Genomic DNA, 19,683 nt, shown 5'->3' on the forward strand with positions numbered 1-19,683 from the left:
CTGGGGGTTTGCGCGGTGCGCAAATGTTGCACGATCAACGGCAGCATTGCCATTGATAACTACCCTCATCCCGACTCTTTCATCCTGCATTCAGCAATACACAGGGTGTTACGGGAGAGCCGGCGAATTGTCTTGGAGAGTGGGTGAAAATTTCGTGCAACGCATATCCAGAAACAAATTAAAGCCTGCGCAGCGGTCAAAAACGCAAACGCCCCGATCGAGTCGGGGCGTTACGAAGTCACCTCAAAAGCGCGAGACATTTACTTCTCGGCGCGTTCCTTGAGGGCTTTCAAGGTATTGAACGGGGCATCCACCACGAACTTGTTGGCCACCATCGACGGCACGCTGCCGCCCGGCTCAGTGTGCACCTGATAGGTCACTTCGATCTGGTCGCCCTTGGGGACGAACTTCCAGAAACCGTCGACCTTGGCGACCCGGACGAAGCCTTTTTCTTCAGGAATGTACTTCGGTACGCCTTCAAGCTTGCGGGTCAGGCTGCCATCGGCGCCTTCGATGGTGGTGACGTGCAACACCGAATCACGGGGAGTAACCGGCCACGGGGTGTTGAACTGGGTGTAGGTCCAGCTCTGGTCACCTTCGTGCTTGAGCAGCTTCTGGGTTTTGCATTCGTGAATCCAGGCGCAGGCTCCGGGCACGTCTTCCTGCAACGCACGCAGCTTGGCCATGGTGGTCTTCATCAATGTGACGCCCTGGTAAGCCTTGTAGTCGGAGCCGGCCACTTCACTCAGGGAGATCTTGATGCCGTCTTCGTCCTTTTTGACTTTCCAGTCTTCGGCCTGGGCCGTCGAGGTAGCCAGCGCAACCGTCAAACCACACAACACAGCCATACGATGCAGCGAACCCATAGTCTTATTCCTTATTGTTGAAGTTCCGTTCGTTGGGCTTGCACCTCCGATCACCTTCAGGTTTTTCGGAGGTGCAAGCCCACACATCACGCCGCCGTCATTTGTTCCCACCAGCCAATCAACCGGATAGCCTCTTCGCTGCTGCTTCCGCACACCTCGGGGTCGGCCTCGAAGGCAGAACACACCGTCGGCCGTTCCGGCTGGCCGAAAATACTGCAAAGGTTATCGGAGGAAAGTTGCAGGCAACGCTGCCCCGCGGCCTTGCCGTTTGGCATACCGGGAATCGGCGAACTGATGGAAGGGGCAATGCAACAAGCGCCACAGCCCTCACGGCATTTCATGACGACAAGCTCCTCGCGACGAGCAATGTGTTAATGGACGGGGCACAGAGTACCCGCTTAAACAGTTGTTTTAAATTACCTGCGAGCGGGTTTTTCAACGCAAACGGGCATGACCGGCCAGTCTCCGACAAAGCGTCTGGCCTGCGGCTCGCGGATCCTGACGGGGTTACTGCTTGAACTCGAAATCCAGTGCCGCGCCTTCGACCTCGTGGCGTTCTTCATTTCGCAGTTGCAGCTGCATTTCGTTGCTGAGCAGGCGGCCATTGAGCTGGAACTCGCTGCTGCCGCTTTTGTCACCGAACATCTGGGGTAACAACGGTTCACGCCTGACCAACGGCACCGTTCCGACCGGCTTGAGCTCTTGAACCATATCCTTGGGCAAGCTCAGGTCCAGCTTGGCAGATGGAAGCTCGGTCTTTACCACCTCGCTGGCCGGTTTCGATTTGGAGGCAATGGGCGGACGCTTTTTCACGGGCGCAGCCTGCTTACTCGCCGCCGAGGCTTTTTTTACAGGTGCGGTGTCTATCGGTGCGACGTGGAAACTGCCGGTTGCCTGATCCTGCTCGGTAGCCGCCACGACGGATGCCGGTTGAATACTCGCAATCAGGCAGAGCAAAAGCCAGGCGGCAGGAAAAGTCGGTTTCATGTATCCAACGGTGGGTGCAAACGGCAGAGATGCATATGCTGGCCTGTTGCAGCCCACAAGACAAGCGTAGTCGCAGCCTGTTACAAACCGACGGCCATCTCCTGGCAGAGTTGGGTGGCCAGCATGCCCAGGGTCATCAATGCGCGCTCGGCTTCACGGTTCCACGGGATGCCGCAGTTGAGCCGGATGCAGTGATTGAATTGCTCGGTATTACTGAAGATCAGTCCCGGCGCGATACTGATGCCCTGCTGCAATGCCCGCACGTGCAACTCTTGCGTGTTGACCCGCCCCGGCAGGCTGACCCACAGAATGAAGCCGCCGGTAGGCCGGGTCATCTGCGTGCCTTCCGGGAAATACTGCTGCACGGCCAGCTGGAAGGCACTGAGGTTTTTCCGGTATTCCTGACGGATGAAACGCAAATGCCGGTCGTACCCGCCGTTTTCCAGGTACGCGGCAATGCCCATCTGGGTCACGCTGCACGCGGAATGCGTACTGAAGGTCTGCAAGCGCTGGATCTCCTGCTGGTACTTGCCGGCAATCATCCAGCCGATCCGCACGCCAGGCGACAGGGTCTTGGAGAAGCTCGAGCAATAGATCACCCGGTCCAGCCGATCGTAGGCCTTGAGGGACTTGGTGCGCCCCTGTTCGAACATCAACTCACCGTAGATATCGTCTTCGACAACCTGGATATCGAAGTCCGACGCCAGGCGCAGCAATTGTTTCTGCCGCTCCTCGGGCATGGTGCCGCCCAATGGATTGCTCAGTCGGGTGGTCAGCACCAACGCCTTGATCGACCATTGGTTGGCCGCCAGTTGCAGGGCTTCCAGGCTCATGCCCGTGGCGGGATCGCTGGGGATCTCGATGACCTTGAGGCCCAGCAGGTCAGCCAGTTGCAGCAAGCCGTAATAGGTCGGCGACTCGGCCGCGATCAGATCGCCCGGACGGGTCAGCACGCGCAGGGACATCTGCAGCGCATCGACACAACCGTGAGTGATCACCACCTCCGACGGATCGACCACCACGCCGGCATCGCGCATGCGGATCGCCACCTGTCGGCGCAACGGCTCGAAACCGGGGCTGAACATGTAGCTGAAGGCCCGCGGGCTATGGAAACGGGTGACCTTGGCCAATTGCTGATGCAGTGCCCGCACCGGCAAATAGTCGACACTCGGCACCGCAGCGCCCAGCGGGAAGACACCTTCACGACGGGATTCGACCAGCACTTGCTGAATGATGCTGCTGCGGGTGACCAGCCCGGGGCGCTCGACCCGGGCGATGTCCGGCGTCGGCGCGGTGAGTGCCGGCGTCTGGTGCACGTAGTAACCCGACTGCGGCCGGGCGCGGATCAACCCTTGATCTTCGAGATTGGCATACGCCTGCAACACCGTCGCATGGCTGACATTGAGCTGCGAGCTCATCTTGCGCACCGAAGGCACGCGCTCCCCCGGCTGATAGACCCCACGGCGGATGTCTTCGGCCAGTTGTTGAGCAATACGTTGATAGAGCAAAAGGTTGGTCATGACGCAGCACTCGATTTCACGGGCATTTTATTCTTGTGTGAAACAATACCGGAACAGTTTAGAAGTGTACGGGAACAGTTGCCACAATAGTCGACCGTACAGTGCAGTGTCAGCAAAATCTGTACTGTTTTGTGCGGTAATCGGCAGGCAAAAAAAACCCGGCGCTGCATGGCAGGCCGGGTTGTAGGAGCTGTCGAGTGAAACGAGGCTGCGATCTTTCCAGCCCCACTTGAGTATCAAGAGCAAGAGCAAGATCAAAAGATCGCAGGCTCCGCCAGCTCCTACCGGGCGGCGCCGAGCTGGCCCTTTTCGTCGGAAAACACAATTTCCACCCGACGATTCTGCGCCCGACCCCGTTCCGACGCATTCGCGTCCACCGGATACTCGTCGCCATAACCTTCGACCTGGATGCGCTTGTCGTCGATACCCAGGTCCATCAGCACGTCAGCCACCGATTGTGCGCGGTCGCGGGACAGCTTGAGGTTTTCCTGCTTGCCCCCGGTACTGTCCGTATAACCTTCGATCCGCACCACACGCTTGGGGTTGAGTTGCAGGAACTGCACGATCTTCAACACCACACGGTTGGCCGACGGCTTCAATTCCGCTTCGCCGGTGTCGAACAGCATATCGCCCAAGGTCATCACCAGCCCGCGGTCGGTCTGGCTGGTGGTCAATGCAAGGATCTGCTCCTCGAGCCATTTGCCTTGCTGCTGCACGCTGAACAGTTTGGACTCACGCAGTGCCAGTTGCAGGCGCTGCCGTTCCAGTTCGAGTTTTGCCGCCTGCTCTTCGTTAAGCACCTGATTGGTGTGTTCCCGGGCAATGGCGCTGTAGCGCTGGCTCAGGTAGGCGTAATGCACCACGTCCGAACCGCTGCCCCAATAGCTGGACAGGCGATCGGCACGGGCCAGGGATTCACCGGCGCGAATCACGTCCTTGGGGGCGATTCGCAGTACATTTGAGTCTTCCTTGACCTTCTGAAAGTCGGCACCGGCCTGCTGCAACGCGGACTCGCTGTGCTGGCTGGCGCAGCCAAAGAGGCTCACGCAGCCTGCCAGGATCAAACCGCCGAGGGCTTTGCTCTTGAGGCTCATTGGGCATCTCCCAGTTGCTTGCGCAGGCGGGCGATGCGGGTGTTGAGCACGTTCAACTGTTCCTCGCTCTTGGCCGTCAACACCTTGGCTTCAGCCAGGCGCGCATCGAGTTCGGCCTGTTCGGCCCGCATGCGTGCGTTTTTGAAGGATTGATCGGTCATGTTGCCCTTGGCGCGGTTGAACTTGTCTTCGGCCAGTTTCATTTCCGGCACATCGTCTGCCGTGGCGCCCACGGCCTTGGCCTGTTCGAGTGCCTGTTCGGTCAGGCGAATCTGTTCATTCGGCGCAGGATCGGTTGCACAACCCGCCAGGGCGGCAAAGGCCACGGCAGCGAAAAGAGGTCGAATACTCACTGAAAATCCTTACTGTTTTGGGGTACTGACGGGTTGTTGCTGGGGGATTGGCTGTGGTTGTGAGCGTTGTGCTTTCCATCGCTCGATATTGCGCATCAGCACGGCCTCCGTCAGTCCGGACGCGGGCAATTCTGTCATCTTTTTGGCCAACTGTCCGCGCAACCACGGATCGTTGCAGGCCGAGTCATGGGAAATCGCCAGGTACAGGCCAGGTTTGTCGACCGGTTGTGAGCGTGCGATCAGATCAGCGGCCATGCCCAGTGTCTGTGCAGTCGCCATGCCCGAGTAACGCCCTGCCAGTACAAACTCGACCTCGCCCAACAGCAGTTTCTGAAAGGCCTGGGTCAGGTTGGACGTGCGCGTGAGGGTCAGTTGCTGCCCGGAAAAGGTGCTGAATTGCGCGGTCATTCGGGCCTTTTCCGACACGGCACCGAGATGGCCGTGCAGGTCCTGTGCTTCGTTGTAGACCAGGGTCGAGTCCTTGCGAGTCCAGACCAGATAGTCGTTTTCCAGCAAGGCGGGATGAATGTAATCCAGGGTTTCCAGCTCGCTGACGGTCAACGCCGCGTCCGCCAGCATGTCCATGCGCCCACTGCGCACTTCGTCCAGGGCCTGGGCGCGTTTGCCGGCATAAAGCAGTTCGACCTTGAGCCCCAACTCCCCCGCCACTTGCTGCAGCAAATCGGCGCTGGCACCGATCAGGTATTTGGGATTCTGCGGGTCTTGCCACAGGTACGGTGGCGCATCCGGGCTGCCGGTGACCACCAGGCGCTCGCATTTACCCGCGGCGACAGACAGTGCCGGCATAGCCGACAGTCCCAGCAGCAGCAACGACCAGCCGCACAGGCGACGCAGATCCATGGCATCACACTCCCATTCAAATCCGGAACAAAAAAAAGCCCGACCAAAAGGCCGGGCTCTTTATAAGTGAAGCAGCCGGATTAGACCAGCTTCTCCAGCTCAGGGATGGCTTCGAACAGGTCCGCCACCAGGCCGTAATCGGCCACCTGGAAGATCGGCGCTTCTTCGTCCTTGTTGATCGCAACGATCACTTTGGAGTCTTTCATGCCGGCCAGGTGCTGGATCGCGCCGGAGATACCGACGGCGATGTACAGCTGTGGAGCAACGATCTTGCCGGTCTGACCGACCTGCATATCGTTCGGTACAAAGCCTGCGTCGACCGCGGCGCGCGAAGCACCGACGGCAGCGCCCAGCTTGTCGGCCAGGGCGTACAGGTGTTTGAAGTTGTCGCCGTTCTGCATGCCGCGACCGCCGGAAACGACGATTTTGGCAGCGGTCAATTCCGGACGATCGGACTTGGCCAGTTCTTCGCCAACGAAGCTGGAGATGCCAGCGTCGTGGGCAGCAGCAACAGCTTCAACGGCAGCGGAGCCGCCTTCAGCTGCAACCGGGTCGAAACCGGTGGCACGCACGGTGATCACCTTGACCGCAGCGTTCGACTGAACGGTAGCGATGGCGTTACCGGCGTAGATCGGACGCTTGAAGGTGTCGGCGCTTTCTACCGAGATGATCTCGGAGATCTGGTCAACGTCCAGTGCAGCGGCAACGCGCGGCAGGATGTTTTTGCCGTTGGAAGTAGCGGCAGCCAGGATGTGGCTGTAGCCCTTACCCAACTCTGCAACCAGAGGAGCAACGTTTTCCGGCAGCTGGTGAGCGTAGGCAGCGTTATCGGCCACCAGCACTTTAGCCACGCCAGCGACTTTCGCAGCGGCTTCAGCCACGGCGCCAGCGCCCTGGCCGGCAACCAGAACGTGGATGTCGCCACCGATTTTGGCGGCAGCAGCAACGGTGTTCAGCGTGGCCGGGGCCAGCACTTTGTTGTCGTGTTCAGCAATAACCAAGATAGTCATTTAGATTACCTTCGCTTCGTTTTTCAGTTTCTCGACCAGTTCAGCCACCGACTTGACCTTGATACCCGCGCTGCGTGCAGCCGGCGCTTCGACTTTCACAGTCTTGTTGGTGGAGGCGGTGGAAACGCCCAAAGCATCCGGAGTCAGCACTTCGAGAGGCTTCTTCTTGGCTTTCATGATGTTTGGCAGAGACGCGTAGCGCGGCTCGTTCAAACGCAGGTCAGTGGTGACGATGGCCGGCAGTTTCAGGGAAACTGTCTGCGCGCCGCCGTCGATTTCGCGGGTGACAGCTACGCTGTCGCCGCTGATTTCGACTTTCGAAGCGAACGTACCCTGACCGTAGCCGCTCAATGCAGCAAGCATCTGGCCAGTCTGGTTGTTGTCGCTGTCGATGGCCTGTTTGCCAAGGATCACCAGCTGAGGCTGTTCCTTGTCGACAACAGCTTTCAACAGTTTGGCAACAGCCAGGGAAGTCAGGTCTTCGGCGGACTCGACGAGGATGGCGCGGTCGGCACCCAGAGCCAGCGCGGTGCGCAGTTGCTCTTGAGCGGTGGACGGGCCTACGGAGACGACGACGATTTCAGTCGCAACACCCTTCTCTTTCAGGCGTACGGCTTCTTCCACGGCGATTTCGCAGAACGGGTTCATCGACATCTTGACGTTGGCAAGATCGACGCCGGAATTGTCCGCCTTGACGCGAACCTTGACGTTGTAATCCACAACGCGTTTGACAGCTACAAGAACCTTCATGGATTCCTCGTTACTCTCCGGTGAAAAGAAAGTCGCCTAGGCGAACCTGGCGGTTGATGCTCATCGGGCGCAAGGGCACCTCCAAAAACGCCGGCAAAGCTGTCAAGTGACCATCGCTCATGATCTGGATGACCGTTCGTCAGTGGTGACTGACGAGTCATTCAACATCGCGGCGTGTAAACTGCACATCAAACCCGCGCAGCACATCACTCTCTACTGCCATCGCCCTGTCTTTAGAGGTGCTCTTGAAACCAACAGTCAGCCTACGGCGAGCGCAAAACCGCCCGTATCTTGACCGGAACGCCTATTCCGGTCAATACGCCAAAATGGCCGTTCATAAGGCGCGTGACTTTGATTTCTCTGGCCTTGAGCCAATTCAAACAAACGTTTGTATTGGACGCTGAGAGTGGTGTAGATATAATGCGCCACCAAAAGAGAAAGGTGGTCAATCGATTGTCCTCTTCCGGCGTTGCGCCGGGATTCATGGATGCGACACCCGACTTCCAAATTAGAAAAAAAAACTGTTGAGCCTTGAGTAGGAGATAACCTGTGGAACGCGAATACATGGAATTCGACGTGGTCATCGTCGGTGCCGGCCCCGCTGGTCTTTCCGCCGCCTGCCGCTTGAAGCAGAAGGCCGCTGAAGCCGGTAAGGAAATCAGCGTCTGCGTGGTCGAAAAAGGCTCCGAAGTCGGTGCTCACATCCTGTCCGGCGCCGTGTTCGAACCACGGGCCCTGAACGAACTGTTCCCGAACTGGAAAGAACTCGGCGCGCCGCTGAACACGCCGGTAACCCGCGACGACATCTTCGTTCTCAAGAACGCTGAAAGCGCGCAGAAAATTCCAGACTTCTTTGTGCCCAAGACCATGCACAACGAAGGCAACTACATCATCTCCCTGGGCAACCTGTGCCGCTGGCTGGCCCAGCAGGCCGAGAACCTGGGCGTGGAAATCTACCCGGGCTTCGCCGCTCAGGAAGCGCTGATCGATGAGAACGGCGTGGTTCGCGGGATCATCACCGGTGACCTGGGCGTCGACCGCGAAGGCAACCCGAAGGAAGGCCTGTACACCCCCGGCATGGAACTGCGTGGCAAATACACGCTGTTCGCCGAAGGTTGCCGCGGCCACATCGGCAAGCAACTGATCAAGCGCTTCAACCTGGACACTGACGCTGATGCCCAGCACTACGGCATCGGCCTGAAAGAAATCTGGGAAGTCGATCCGGCCAAGCACCAGCCTGGCCTGGTGGTGCACACCGCCGGTTGGCCGATGGACATCATGGGCACCGAGAACACCGGTGGCTCGTTCCTCTACCACCTGGAAAACAACCAGGTCGTGGTTGGCCTGATCGTCGACCTGTCCTACAGCAACACCTACCTGTCGCCGTTCGACGAGTTCCAGCGCCTCAAGCATCACCCGGTGCTTGCCCAGTACCTGGAAGGCGGCAAGCGCATCAGCTACGGCGCACGTGCCATCAGCAAGGGCGGCCTGAACTCGCTGCCGAAAATGGTATTCAAGGGCGGCGCGCTGATCGGTTGCGACCTCGGCACCCTGAACTTCGCCAAGATCAAGGGCAGCCACACTGCGATGAAGTCCGGCATGCTCGCCGCTGAATCCGTGGCTGACGCGCTGTTCGCCGAGAAGGATGGCACCGAAGAGCTGACCACCTACGTCGACGCGTTCAAGAAGAGCTGGCTCTACGAAGAACTGTTCGCCAGCCGCAACTTCGGCCCGGCGATCCACAAGTTCGGCGCCATCGTCGGTGGCGGTTTCAACTGGCTGGACCAGAACATCTTCGGCGGCAAACTGCCCTTCACCTTGCACGACACCAAGCCGGATTACGCTTGCCTCAAGCTCGCGGCCGACTGCAAGAAGATCGACTACCCGAAACCGGACGGCAAACTCAGCTTCGACAAATTGAGCTCGGTGTTCATCTCCGGCACCAACCACGAAGAAGAACAGCCGTGCCACCTGAAGCTGACCGACCCAAGCATCCCGATCAGCAAGAACCTGCCGCTATACGATGAACCGGCACAGCGTTACTGCCCGGCCGGCGTGTATGAAGTGATCACCAAGGAAGACGGCGAGAAGCGCTTCCAGATCAACGCCCAGAACTGCGTTCACTGCAAGACCTGCGACATCAAGGACCCTGCACAGAACATCACCTGGGTGACACCGGAAGGCGCTGGCGGCCCGACTTACCCGAACATGTAAGCCGAACCGCTGAACATCAAGGCTCCCAACATGGGGGCCTTTTTGTTGCCCGCGATTCAAGCCACACCACAAGACAAATGTGGGAGCGGGCTTGCTCGCGAATACGGTTGATCCTTCACCATTTATACTGACTGACACACCGTTTTCGCGAGCAGTCGGATCGCCGCACCGCCGCCCCCACAGGGGATTGGCGGTGAGTCAGGCTGCACGCTCGTCGCCAGGATTACGCTCGAAGTACCTTTTGTACTCGCGACTGAACTGCGAAGTGCTCTGATACCCCACCCGATGCGCCACCTGCGCCACGCCCAACCCCTCCCCCACCAACAACTGCTGCGCCCGCAGCAGACGTAATCGCTTCAGATACTGCACCGGCGACAACAAGGTGCTGCGCTTGAAATGCTCGTGAAAGGTCGATGCACTCATGTTCGCGCAACTGGCCAGGGTCTCGACGTTCAACGGTTCGGCAAAATGCGCATGCAGATGACTGAGGGAGGCCGCGATCCGGGCGAACTGCCCCTGCTGCTCCACCAGTGCTCGCAATACATCGGCTTGCGGACCGCGCAATGCGACGAACAGCAGCTCACGCAAACGCGCTTGCCCCATGATCTGGCATTCCAGCGGATCGTGCAGGCAACGCAACAATCGTTCGACACAACCACGCATCGCATCATCGAGCACTGCGCAGGTCATGGACTCAGGTGTTTGCGCCGGAATATGCCGCCCCGGCGCCAGGCCCATCGCCAATACCAACTCGCCCAGCATCACCCGGTCGATCGCGACCGACACCCCGAGCATCGGCCCGTCCGGCGCGGCAAAGGTTTCACACTCGAACGGCACCGGCAGCGCCTGAATCAGGTAGTGCCCTGCGCCATATTCCAGGGTGCGCGGCCCCAGGTACGCCAGTTTGCTGCCCTGGGCGATGATCACCAGGCTCGGCTCGTAGATCTGCGGCCCACGGGCCACATCGCAGCTGGCCCGCAGAACCTGCACGCCCGGCAAGGCAGTCGGGACGAAACCGTCGCGAGTGGACAGCGGCTCGATCAGCGAAACCAGGGTGGCATTGGCATCAAGGTGACGGGTTAACAGCATCGGGGCACTTCACAGAAAAAATCGCGGAAAAAGGGACGAAAGCATCATCGCAGATCCGCTGACCAATGCGACGGCTCACACCCGCATGCCGGAGGAATAGGCATGACACCCGGAGGAATCACCATGGCCGGTACAGGGTTCGGCGCCCAGAATGCGCCACCTCACCCGTCAGCGCTTTTGCGAGGTTCACCATGTACACCGCCATCGGATACGCCGCCCAGTCGGCCACCACTCCCCTTGCCCCCGTGAAATTCGAACGTCGCAGCCCAAGGCCTGACGACGTTGCCATCGAGATTCTCTACTGCGGCGTCTGCCATTCCGACATCCATCAGGCCCGCAACGAGTGGGGCATTGCCGTTTACCCGCTGATGCCCGGCCACGAAATCGTAGGCAAGGTGACCGCCGTCGGTGCGAAAGTCACCCAGCACAAAATCGGCGATCTGGTCGGTGTCGGCTGCATGGTCGACTCGTGCCGCAGCTGCGAAGCCTGCCAGGCCAACCTGGAGCAATACTGCCTCGAAGGCCCGACCCTGACCTACGCCACCCCGGATCGGGTCGACGGTAGCAACACCATGGGCGGCTATTCCGACAGCGTCGTGGTCAGCGAGCACTTCGTGGTGCGCATTCCCAAGTCACTGGACCCGGCCAGCGCCGCGCCGATCCTGTGCGCCGGCATCACTACCTACTCGCCGCTCAAGCACTACGGCGTGAAGGCCGGTGACAAGGTCGGGATTCTCGGCATGGGTGGCCTGGGCCACATGGGTATCAAGTTCGCCAAGGCCCTGGGCGCGCAAGTGACGCTGTTCACCCGCTCGGCAAGCAAGGCCGAAGAGGCTCGCCGCCAGGGTGCGGACCATGTGATCGTGTCCACCGATGACGCGCAGATGCAGGCTGCCGCCGGTCACTTCGATTTCCTGCTCGACACCATTCCGGTGCAGCACGACCTCAACCCATACCTCGATACGCTGCGTTTCGACGGCGTGCATATCCTGGTGGGGTTGATCGAACCGGTGGAGCCACCGGTGCATGCCGCCAAACTGGTATTGGGGCGTCGCGTGCTCGCCGGCTCGCTGATCGGCGGCATCGCCGAAACACAGGAAGTGCTGGATTTCTGCGCCGAGCACAACATCACCTGCGACATCGAGATGCTCGACATCCGCCAGATCAACGAGGCTTACGCCCGCATGATCGCCGGTGACGTGAAATACCGCTTCGTCATCGACATGGCGACCCTCAAGGTTTAAACCTTAAGGCCAAGCTCCGCCGACAGCCGGGCCGTGACCCCTTTGATCAGGGGAATCAGCTCGGCCATTTTTTCCAGCGGCATATACGGTACGGTACTGGCGATGCTGATACCGGCGACGATGCGTTTGCTGGCATCGCGGATCGGCGCGGCTACGCAGCGGATCGACGGCTCGTTGTCTTCCAGGTCGAAGGCATAACCGCCGGCCACGTACTCGACCATGCGCTGCTCGAATTGCTCCCAGGATTGCTCCGGGTGCTGCGGCCAGAACTGGTTTTTCCCACCCACCGGCAGGCTGACTTCGTACAGGCGCTGCCACTCTTGCGGCGAATCATCGAGCATCAGCGCCTTGCCGATCCCGGTGCGCGCCAACGGCATGCGATGGCCGACCCGCGAACGCATTTCCGGACCATTGCGCCCCGGATTCTTGTGCAGGTACAGCACTTCGTCACCCTCACGAATCGCCAGGTGAATGGTGTCGCCGGTCAACGCCGACAACTCATCCAGATACGGCCCGGCCAGGGTCACCAACGGCAACTCTTCACGGGCCTGAAAGCCCAACTCGATCAGTTTCGGCCCCAGCAGATAACCGACTTGCGGCACCACCCGCAGATAACGCTCATCCACCAGGCAACTGGCCAGGCGATGGGTGGTGCTGCGCGTGGTGCCAATCAGCCGGGCGATTTCCTTGAGATCCCGGGCGCCGCTGGCCACGGCGTGAACCACACCCAAACCGCGAAGCAGGGTCTGGGTGCCGGTCGGCGCGGCGTCCTTGGCGATTTTTGGGGCGTCTTCCTGCATATCCAGCCTTTACCGTTGAGCGAGTGAACGGGCGGCATTATGGTCGCCCGAATGCCACGACTACAACTTGATACGCTCGACCTTGCCCACCAGCAAGATGTAGGACAGTGCGCCAATCAACGCCAGCACCGAAATGTAGGTGATTGCAGGGGCAAAAGAATCACCCGTCGCGAGGAAGCCGATCACGATAGGCGTGGCAATTGCCGACAGGTTGCCGATGAAGTTGAACACCCCGCCGGTCAGCCCGAGCAAGCGCGCCGGAGCCAAGGTCGACACCAGCGACCAGGTAATCGAGGCCAGGCCATTGCCGAAGAACGCCAGCGCGAGGAAGGCAATCACCAAGGGCGTCGACTCGACAAAGTTGGCGCCAATGATCGAGGTGGAAATCAGCAGGCCGCTGATGATCGGCAACTTGCGGGCGAAACCCACCGTGTAGCCGCGACGGATCAAAAAGTCCGAGAAGAACCCGGAACACAGCACACCGACAAAGGCCGCGAGAAACGGCAGCGACGCCAGCAGGCCGGATTTGATGAAGTCCATGCCGCGATACTTCACCAGGTAGGTCGGGAACCAGGTGAGGAAGAACCACAGGGTCGAGTTGAGGCAGAACTGCCCAAGGTAGATGCCCCACAGCTTGCGCTTGGTCAGGACGATCCCCAGGTCGGTCCAACTGAACCTGGCTTTGACCTTGGCCTGTTCGGCCTGGATATCCACCAGCCCGCCGCCCTCGCGGATCAGATCAATCTCTGCGTCATTGGCGCCTTTGAAATCCCGTGGTTCGCGATACACCGCGTACCAGATCACCGCCCACACAATGCCCACCGCTCCGGTGGCGACAAACACCATGTGCCAGCCGAATTCGTGCTGCAGCCAGGCCAGCACCGGCGTCAGGAAGGCCAGGCCGACGAACTGCCCGGAGGTGTAGAAACCGATGGCCGTGGCGCGCTCGCGCTCCGGGAACCAGGTGGTGACCACCCGGCTGTTGATCGGATAGGCCGGCGCTTCCAGGGCACCGACCGCCATGCGCAACACGAACAGCGCGATGAAGCTGGCGGCAAAGCCGAGCATCACCGTGGCCACCGACCACAGCAGCAAGGCGACGCTGTACAGAATCCGTGGCGGCACGCGGTCCACCAGCCAGCCGCCGGGGATTTGCATGGCGGCGTAGGTCCAGCCGAACGCGGAGAAGATCAGGCCGACGTGGATCGGGTCGATGCCCAGGTCACTGGTCAATGCCGGGGCGGCAATCGACAGGTTGCTGCGGTCCAGGTAATTGATCACCACAGTGATGAACAACAGCACCATGATGAAAAAACGCTTGCGGCTGGGCGTCACCAACGACGCCTGCCCGGTGAGGGTTTGCGGTTGCATGAGGGGTGCCTCTTCTTATGGTTATTGAGGTCAATTTTGAAGACTTGCACTACCCCCCCTGTGGGAGCGAGCTTGCTCGCGATGACGGCGGCACATCCGGCATTGATGTGACTGACAGGACGCTATCGCGAGCAAGCTCGCTCCCACAGGGGTTCAGTGGTGTGTCAGGCACTCACCACTCGGCAAAACTGCCATCGGCATGGCGCCAGATCGGGTTGCGCCAGCGGTGGCCGATGGCGGCGCGTTCGATCACGTATTCCTCGTTGATCTCGATGCCCAGGCCCGGACCGTTCGGGATCTTCACGAAGCCTTTGTCGTAGTCGAACACCCGTGGGTCTTTGACGTAGTCGAGCAGGTCGTTGCTCTCGTTGTAATGGATGCCCAGGCTCTGTTCCTGGATGAACGCGTTGTAGCAAGCCGCGTCCAGTTGCAGGCACGCCGCCAGGGCAATCGGGCCCAGCGGGCAATGCAGCGCCAGCGCCACGTCGTAGGCTTCGGCCATGTTGGCGATCTTGCGGGTTTCGGTGATGCCGCCAGCGTGGGAGGCATCCGGCTGGATGATGTCGACGTAGCCTTCGCTGAGCACACGCTTGAAATCCCAGCGCGAGAACAGGCGCTCACCCAGGGCAATCGGCGTACTGGTCAGCGGCGCCAGTTCTTTGAGCGCTTCGTAGTTTTCGCTGAGCACCGGCTCTTCGATGAACATCAGCTTGTACGGATCAAGCTCCTTCATCAGCACCTTGGCCATGGGCTTGTGCACCCGGCCATGGAAGTCCACGCCAATGCCGACGTTCGGGCCGACGGCATCGCGCACGGCAGCGACGTTGGCCAGGGCCTGGTCGACCTTGTCGAAGGTGTCGAGGAATTGCAGTTCTTCGGTGCCGTTCATTTTCACCGCGGTAAAACCACGCTCGACCGCTTCTTTCGCCGCCCGCGCGGTATCCGCCGGACGGTCGCCACCGATCCACGAATACACACGGATCTTGTCCCGCACCTGGCCACCCAACAGGTCGCTGACCGACACGCCCAGCGCCTTGCCCTTGATGTCCCACAAGGCCTGGTCGATACCGGCCAGGGCGCTCATGTGGATCGCGCCGCCACGGTAGAAGCCGCCGCGATAGAGCACGGTCCAGATGTCTTCGATGTTGCGCGGGTCCTTGCCGATCAGGTAGTCGGACAATTCTTCAACGGCAGCGGCAACGGTGTGGGCGCGGCCTTCGACCACGGGCTCGCCCCAACCGGTGACGCCCTCGTCGGTTTCGACCTTGAGGAAGCACCAGCGCGGCGGAACGATGAAGGTGGTCAGTTTGGTGATTTTCATCTTTTGGCTCTCTTATTAGATGCAGCGCGCTCGGCGCTCAAAGAAGTCTTAGCGAAGGGCTTTCCAGGCAGCGACGTAGGCCTCGGCATTGGCCGCTACTTGCGCTGGCGTCATGCCCGGTTTGAACAGGCCGGAGCCGAGGCCGAAACCTTTGACGCCGGCGTCGATGAACGACTGCATGTTGTCCGGCGTGATCCCGCCGACTGGCGCCAGAAGGGTTCCGGCCGGCAACACCGCGAGCCAGGCTTTGACGACTGCCGGGCCCATCTGCTCGGCCGGAAACAGCTTCAGCACATCGGCGCCTTCAGCCAGTGCCGCGAAGGCTTCAGTCGGTGTGGCGACTCCCGGCGACAGGTACAGCCCTGCCGCTTTCGCCGCGCGCAAAACCTTCGGATCGCTATGGGGCATGACGATCACCTGGCCGCCCGCGGCTTTCACTTGTTCGACCTGCTCCGGGGTCAACACAGTGCCGGCACCGATCAGGCAATCGGCGGGCAAGGTACTGCGCAGGATGCGGATACTTTCGTAGGGCTCAGGGGAATTGAGCGGCACTTCGATGACGCGAAATCCGGCGGCGTACAGCACTTCGCCGATGTCCGCCGCTTCCTGCGGACGCAGGCCACGCAGGATCGCGATCAGGCCGTTTTGCGCCAGGGCTTGTTTGAGCATGTCAGGACTCCAGTCAGGTTTAACGGGATGCGGTGCACGTGACCAGGCCGGCAGCCAGCGCCAGTTGCCACAACCCGCGTTCGGTGGCCTGTTCGGCCAGGATCACCCGGGCAAAACCGCAGGCGTCGAGCGCACGGCTGTAGCGGGCACAGAGTTGGGTGTTACCGATGAGGATGATCGAAGGCAGATGCACGCTGTTGCGCCGGCGCCGTTGCACGTTGGCCAGCGCCACCAGCTCGTGGCCGATCAGCAGGCCGGACAGATAGTCCGCCTGGGCGGTGGCGCTCAACTCGCCGGTCAGCCCGAGACTGCGGGCGCTGAACAGGGTCGACAGCGGACCGATGTCACCGTCCGCCGACAACGCGACCCGCACGCCGCGATCAAACGCATCGCCATCGAAAGACCCGCCACATTGCTGGGTGCGTCCGAGAATGCTGTGTTGACTCAGCACAGCGAAGACTTCGCCGGTCATGAAAGTGTCGAAGTGCATGATGCAGCCGTCGGCCACTTCCACCCATTTCGAGTGGCTGCCCGGCAAGCCGATCAGCAGATCAGCGCCCGCCTCGCTCGCCAGGTTTTGCAGCACGCCGAGCACCTGGGTTTCTTCGCCGCGCATCACATTCGGCAAAGACGAACGCTCAATGACGCCGGGCACGATGTGCACATCGACGCCGCGCAGGCTGCGCACGGTTTGCAAGGCAGTACCGAGCGTGGCGACATTCGCCGGCGTATCGCGGTAGGCCGCTTCGCGCCAACCCTGGGCGCTGCCGACCATGCCACAGGCAATCACCGGCAAATCCGGCTGGGCATCGAGCCAGTCGCCGCAAGCCTCATCGAAGGCCAGTTCAAAACCATCGGCGCATTCCCGGCCGCCAATGATTCGCGGCGCTTTCGGCAGCTGCATGATCCCCGACGACAGCGAACGCTGTTCGAGCACTTGGCCGCCTTCAGCCAGTTTGTAAGCACGTAATGAGGTTGTCCCCCAGTCGAGCGCGATCAATTGCGCCTGCATCGCTTCACCTGTTTTGGTTTTTGGCAGTGAGTGAGCGGGACTATAAACCTGAGACGGGACATATCTCAATATATAAATATCAATCCCATATTGTGAGACACGACAAAAAAAAGATCGCAGCCTTCGGCAGCTCCTACACGGGATCGTCCGCCGCGGTTTGGCGGTGTACATCGATCCGTAGGAGCTGCCGAAGGCTGCGATCTTTTAAGAAGTTTCAGTTACCCGAAGCAAAATCCCGCAACACCGCCCCATCCATCCGATAGCGCACCCACTCCTCCTGCGGCTGCGCCCCCAGGGATTTGTAGAAATCGATGGCCGGTGTATTCCACTCCAGCACGCTCCACTCGAAACGGCCGCAGTCGTTGGCGCAGGCGATTTTCGCCAGTTGCCGCAGCAGGGTCTTGCCCGCACCGCCGCCGCGCTGTTCCGGGGTGATATAGAGGTCTTCGAGGTACAGGCAGTTGCTGCCAAGCCAGGTGGAATAGCTGAAGAAAAACACCGCGAAACCGATGGGGGCACCGTCGCGCAGGCAAATCAGGCCATGGGCGGTGGCACCTTCGCTGAACAGGCTGCGCTCGATATCGGCAACGCTGGCGATGACTTCATGGCGGGCACGTTCGTAGTCGGCCAGTTCAGTGATGAACGCGAGGATTTGCGGTGCGTCACTGGGGGTCGCCGGGCGGATTTCGATCGTCATGGACGTGCCTTGTCAAAAGTGGAAAACGCCATACTAAGTCGGCGCGTGACGTGTGGCGAGAGAGCTTGCTCACTGGCCACAAATGCGCTCATTACTCCGGCCAACACTAACCCTGGAATCGATAACCTCGGACCTAACATTTGGGCACTGCGTGGTTAGATAGCCGCGCTGCTCATTCAGCCGGTCAAGGAACCGCGTCATGTCTACCGCAATACCCCCAGTTTCAAGCAAGCTGTTCGGCCTGTTCTGCCTCGCCAGTTACCTGTTGTCGTTGTCCTACGGTTCGACGTTTTTGCTGTCGTTGTTGATTGGTTCGCGCGGCGGTAACGAACACGACGCCGGCAGTGTGATTTCGGCGGCGATGCTCAGCACCTTTGCGGCGGTGATTGTTTCCGGTCATTTGTCCGACTTGCTCGGCGCCGCCCGATCGGTGGCGTTGTTCGGTGTGTTGCTGGTAGCAGCCAGCCTGGGCTTCGCCCTGACCCCGGGCTTCGGTCACCTGCTGTTGTTTTTCGGGCTGCTGCTGGGCCTGGGCTGGGGCGTGTTCTACACCCTGGGGCCGATCATCGTCGCGAGTCTTGTGACTCCCGCGCAGCGCGCCAAATACTTCGCCCTGTTGTCGGGCAGCATGATGATCGGAATCGGCAGCGGCCCTTTGCTCGGCCGCGCGGCGAGTGCGCTCGGTTATCCGGTGACGGCGGCGTTTTACCTGGCGGCGCTGGCCAGCCTGATCGGCGTTTTGCTGTTCTGGCGCCTGGATCGACAACTGAAACAGACGCCCGCGCAATCTGGCAGCGTGTCGCGGATTTCCTGGCGTGCAGCGACTCAGGTGCTGTCGTCCAGGGCCGTTTTCCCGATCATCATGGTTGGCCTCGGCGGCTGCGTGTTCGGTGGTCTGTCGAGCTTTCAAACCAGTTACGCGGCGGCGCACTCACTCGACTATTCGCTGTTCTTCCTCGGCTTCATGAGCGCGGCGATCAGCGGCCGCATGCTGGTTGCCGGGTTCGTGGTCAAGCGCGATCCGTTCCGTGCGTCATGCGTACTTTCGGGGTTGATGCTGGCATCGATCGTGATGTTCGGTTTTGTCGTCGACAGCAGCTTCAGCTATGTGCTCGCGGCGGTGATGCTCGGGATCGGTTATGGCCTGACCTACTCGGTGATCAACGGCCTGGCCGCCAATGAAGCGCCGAACGGCAGCACCGCGCAATCCCTGCTGCTGTTCAGCCTGTCGTACTTCATCGGCGTGTTCGGTTTTCCATTGCTGGCCGGGAAAATCATCGTCGAACAAGGCATGCCCACGCTGTTGCTCACGGTGTTGGCGGTTGCCTCGCTCAACTGGCTGATCACCGTGGGCCGATTGATCTGGCGCAGGGCCACAGCAGTCAGGGCACTGGAACAGGCTTGAGCCGTTCGTCGCTGACAATGCACCCATCCGGATCGAGGGCGGACTAATCAGGTAAGGACTCTACTCGTTGGAGACACCGCCATGACCCTGTCCAGGTTGACCGCCCTCGTTCTCACTGCGCTTTTGTCCGCAGCCTCCTTCGCCGGGACCATCGGCTCGAGCACCGGCCCGACCAATCCGGTGGAAAAACCCAGGGCTCCCGCCATCCAGAGTGCCCCCGGCATGAACACCGATGGCACGACGATCGACCATAACCTGCCGCCCGCCACCGGCACCGACCCGCGGATTCAAGGCAATGACGCGGGACGTAAGGGCGGGCCGAACCTGCCGGAGAAAAAAACACCCGGCAGTGGTGGCCTCGGTTCAAGCACCACCGAGGACGAGGAAAGCAACATGAGCCAGTAATGAAGCCAGGAGAAA

Annotated in this window: 20 protein-coding genes; 4 read left to right on the top strand and 16 right to left on the bottom strand. The window is 60.4% G+C overall.

The window, feature by feature from the left end; translation table 11 throughout:
* Window positions 1-260: 260 nt before the first annotated feature.
* The 9 genes from ACMDB8_RS20345 to ACMDB8_RS20385 form a co-directional block, all read right to left on the bottom strand.
* Window positions 261-866: an START domain-containing protein gene (locus ACMDB8_RS20345; RefSeq protein WP_056727188.1), complete on the bottom strand. Its 606-nt coding sequence runs from the start codon at window positions 864-866 to the stop codon at window positions 261-263.
* Window positions 867-952: 86 nt separating this feature from the next.
* Window positions 953-1,207 carry a YkgJ family cysteine cluster protein gene (locus ACMDB8_RS20350; protein ID WP_056848076.1) on the bottom strand — a complete coding sequence of 85 codons (255 nt, stop codon included), beginning with the start codon at window positions 1,205-1,207 and terminating at the stop codon, window positions 953-955.
* A gap of 166 nt (window positions 1,208-1,373) precedes the next feature.
* The gene (locus ACMDB8_RS20355; RefSeq protein ID WP_056727189.1) at window positions 1,374-1,853 is read right to left on the bottom strand and encodes a hypothetical protein; all 480 of its coding nucleotides are present in this window, start codon (window positions 1,851-1,853) and stop codon (window positions 1,374-1,376) included.
* An 80-nt stretch (window positions 1,854-1,933) separates the two neighbouring features.
* Window positions 1,934-3,373, bottom strand: a complete 1,440-nt coding sequence (locus ACMDB8_RS20360; protein WP_056727190.1) for a PLP-dependent aminotransferase family protein — start codon at window positions 3,371-3,373, stop codon at window positions 1,934-1,936.
* 281 nt (window positions 3,374-3,654) lie between these two features.
* Window positions 3,655-4,467: an OmpA family protein gene (locus ACMDB8_RS20365; RefSeq protein ID WP_056727191.1), complete on the bottom strand. Its 813-nt coding sequence runs from the start codon at window positions 4,465-4,467 to the stop codon at window positions 3,655-3,657.
* Window positions 4,464-4,820, bottom strand: coding sequence for a DUF4398 domain-containing protein (locus ACMDB8_RS20370; RefSeq protein WP_056727192.1), 357 nt, complete (start codon window positions 4,818-4,820; stop codon window positions 4,464-4,466). Before ACMDB8_RS20370 ends, ACMDB8_RS20365 begins: the two co-directional genes overlap by 4 nt.
* A gap of 9 nt (window positions 4,821-4,829) precedes the next feature.
* Window positions 4,830-5,681 (bottom strand): substrate-binding periplasmic protein, encoded by an 852-nt coding sequence (locus ACMDB8_RS20375; RefSeq protein WP_056727193.1) that lies wholly within the window; start codon window positions 5,679-5,681, stop codon window positions 4,830-4,832.
* 80 nt (window positions 5,682-5,761) lie between these two features.
* Window positions 5,762-6,691 (bottom strand): electron transfer flavoprotein subunit alpha/FixB family protein, encoded by a 930-nt coding sequence (locus ACMDB8_RS20380; RefSeq protein WP_056727194.1) that lies wholly within the window; start codon window positions 6,689-6,691, stop codon window positions 5,762-5,764.
* A complete protein-coding gene (locus tag ACMDB8_RS20385; protein ID WP_007987229.1) occupies window positions 6,692-7,441 on the bottom strand; it encodes an electron transfer flavoprotein subunit beta/FixA family protein in 750 nt (249 codons plus the stop codon).
* A 549-nt stretch (window positions 7,442-7,990) separates the two neighbouring features.
* On the opposite strand from ACMDB8_RS20385, the gene ACMDB8_RS20390 reads away from it, so the two are divergent.
* Complete coding sequence (locus tag ACMDB8_RS20390; RefSeq protein ID WP_056727195.1) at window positions 7,991-9,655, top strand: electron transfer flavoprotein-ubiquinone oxidoreductase; 1,665 nt, start codon at window positions 7,991-7,993, stop codon at window positions 9,653-9,655.
* Between the two features lie 198 nt (window positions 9,656-9,853).
* On the opposite strand, the gene ACMDB8_RS20395 is transcribed toward ACMDB8_RS20390, so the two are convergent.
* Window positions 9,854-10,744: an AraC family transcriptional regulator gene (locus tag ACMDB8_RS20395; RefSeq protein ID WP_056727196.1), complete on the bottom strand. Its 891-nt coding sequence runs from the start codon at window positions 10,742-10,744 to the stop codon at window positions 9,854-9,856.
* Window positions 10,745-10,935: 191 nt separating this feature from the next.
* Here ACMDB8_RS20395 and ACMDB8_RS20400 point away from each other — a divergent pair, with 191 nt between their 5' ends.
* Window positions 10,936-11,988, top strand: a complete 1,053-nt coding sequence (locus tag ACMDB8_RS20400) for an NAD(P)-dependent alcohol dehydrogenase (RefSeq protein ID WP_409078922.1) — start codon at window positions 10,936-10,938, stop codon at window positions 11,986-11,988.
* Here the strand turns inward: ACMDB8_RS20400 and ACMDB8_RS20405 are convergent.
* The 6 genes from ACMDB8_RS20405 to ACMDB8_RS20430 form a co-directional block, all read right to left on the bottom strand.
* The gene (locus ACMDB8_RS20405) at window positions 11,985-12,788 is read right to left on the bottom strand and encodes an IclR family transcriptional regulator (protein ID WP_056727198.1); all 804 of its coding nucleotides are present in this window, start codon (window positions 12,786-12,788) and stop codon (window positions 11,985-11,987) included. The two genes, ACMDB8_RS20400 and ACMDB8_RS20405, sit on opposite strands and share 4 nt — an antisense overlap.
* A gap of 60 nt (window positions 12,789-12,848) precedes the next feature.
* Window positions 12,849-14,159, bottom strand: a complete 1,311-nt coding sequence (locus ACMDB8_RS20410) for an MFS transporter (RefSeq protein ID WP_056727199.1) — start codon at window positions 14,157-14,159, stop codon at window positions 12,849-12,851.
* 172 nt (window positions 14,160-14,331) lie between these two features.
* Complete coding sequence (gene dgoD, locus ACMDB8_RS20415; RefSeq protein WP_008047041.1) at window positions 14,332-15,480, bottom strand: galactonate dehydratase; 1,149 nt, start codon at window positions 15,478-15,480, stop codon at window positions 14,332-14,334.
* A 48-nt stretch (window positions 15,481-15,528) separates the two neighbouring features.
* A complete protein-coding gene (locus ACMDB8_RS20420; protein WP_056727200.1) occupies window positions 15,529-16,149 on the bottom strand; it encodes a 2-dehydro-3-deoxy-6-phosphogalactonate aldolase in 621 nt (206 codons plus the stop codon).
* Between the two features lie 19 nt (window positions 16,150-16,168).
* Window positions 16,169-17,161: a 2-dehydro-3-deoxygalactonokinase gene (locus tag ACMDB8_RS20425; protein WP_409078923.1), complete on the bottom strand. Its 993-nt coding sequence runs from the start codon at window positions 17,159-17,161 to the stop codon at window positions 16,169-16,171.
* A gap of 214 nt (window positions 17,162-17,375) precedes the next feature.
* Window positions 17,376-17,858 carry a GNAT family N-acetyltransferase gene (locus ACMDB8_RS20430; protein WP_056727202.1) on the bottom strand — a complete coding sequence of 161 codons (483 nt, stop codon included), beginning with the start codon at window positions 17,856-17,858 and terminating at the stop codon, window positions 17,376-17,378.
* A gap of 199 nt (window positions 17,859-18,057) precedes the next feature.
* Here ACMDB8_RS20430 and ACMDB8_RS20435 point away from each other — a divergent pair, with 199 nt between their 5' ends.
* Window positions 18,058-19,263: an MFS transporter gene (locus tag ACMDB8_RS20435; RefSeq protein WP_409078924.1), complete on the top strand. Its 1,206-nt coding sequence runs from the start codon at window positions 18,058-18,060 to the stop codon at window positions 19,261-19,263.
* An 81-nt stretch (window positions 19,264-19,344) separates the two neighbouring features.
* Complete coding sequence (locus ACMDB8_RS20440) at window positions 19,345-19,668, top strand: hypothetical protein (RefSeq protein ID WP_056727204.1); 324 nt, start codon at window positions 19,345-19,347, stop codon at window positions 19,666-19,668.
* Window positions 19,669-19,683 lie beyond the last annotated feature (15 nt).

Source organism: Pseudomonas monachiensis, assembly GCF_047345015.1.
GTDB lineage: Bacteria > Pseudomonadota > Gammaproteobacteria > Pseudomonadales > Pseudomonadaceae > Aquipseudomonas > Aquipseudomonas monachiensis.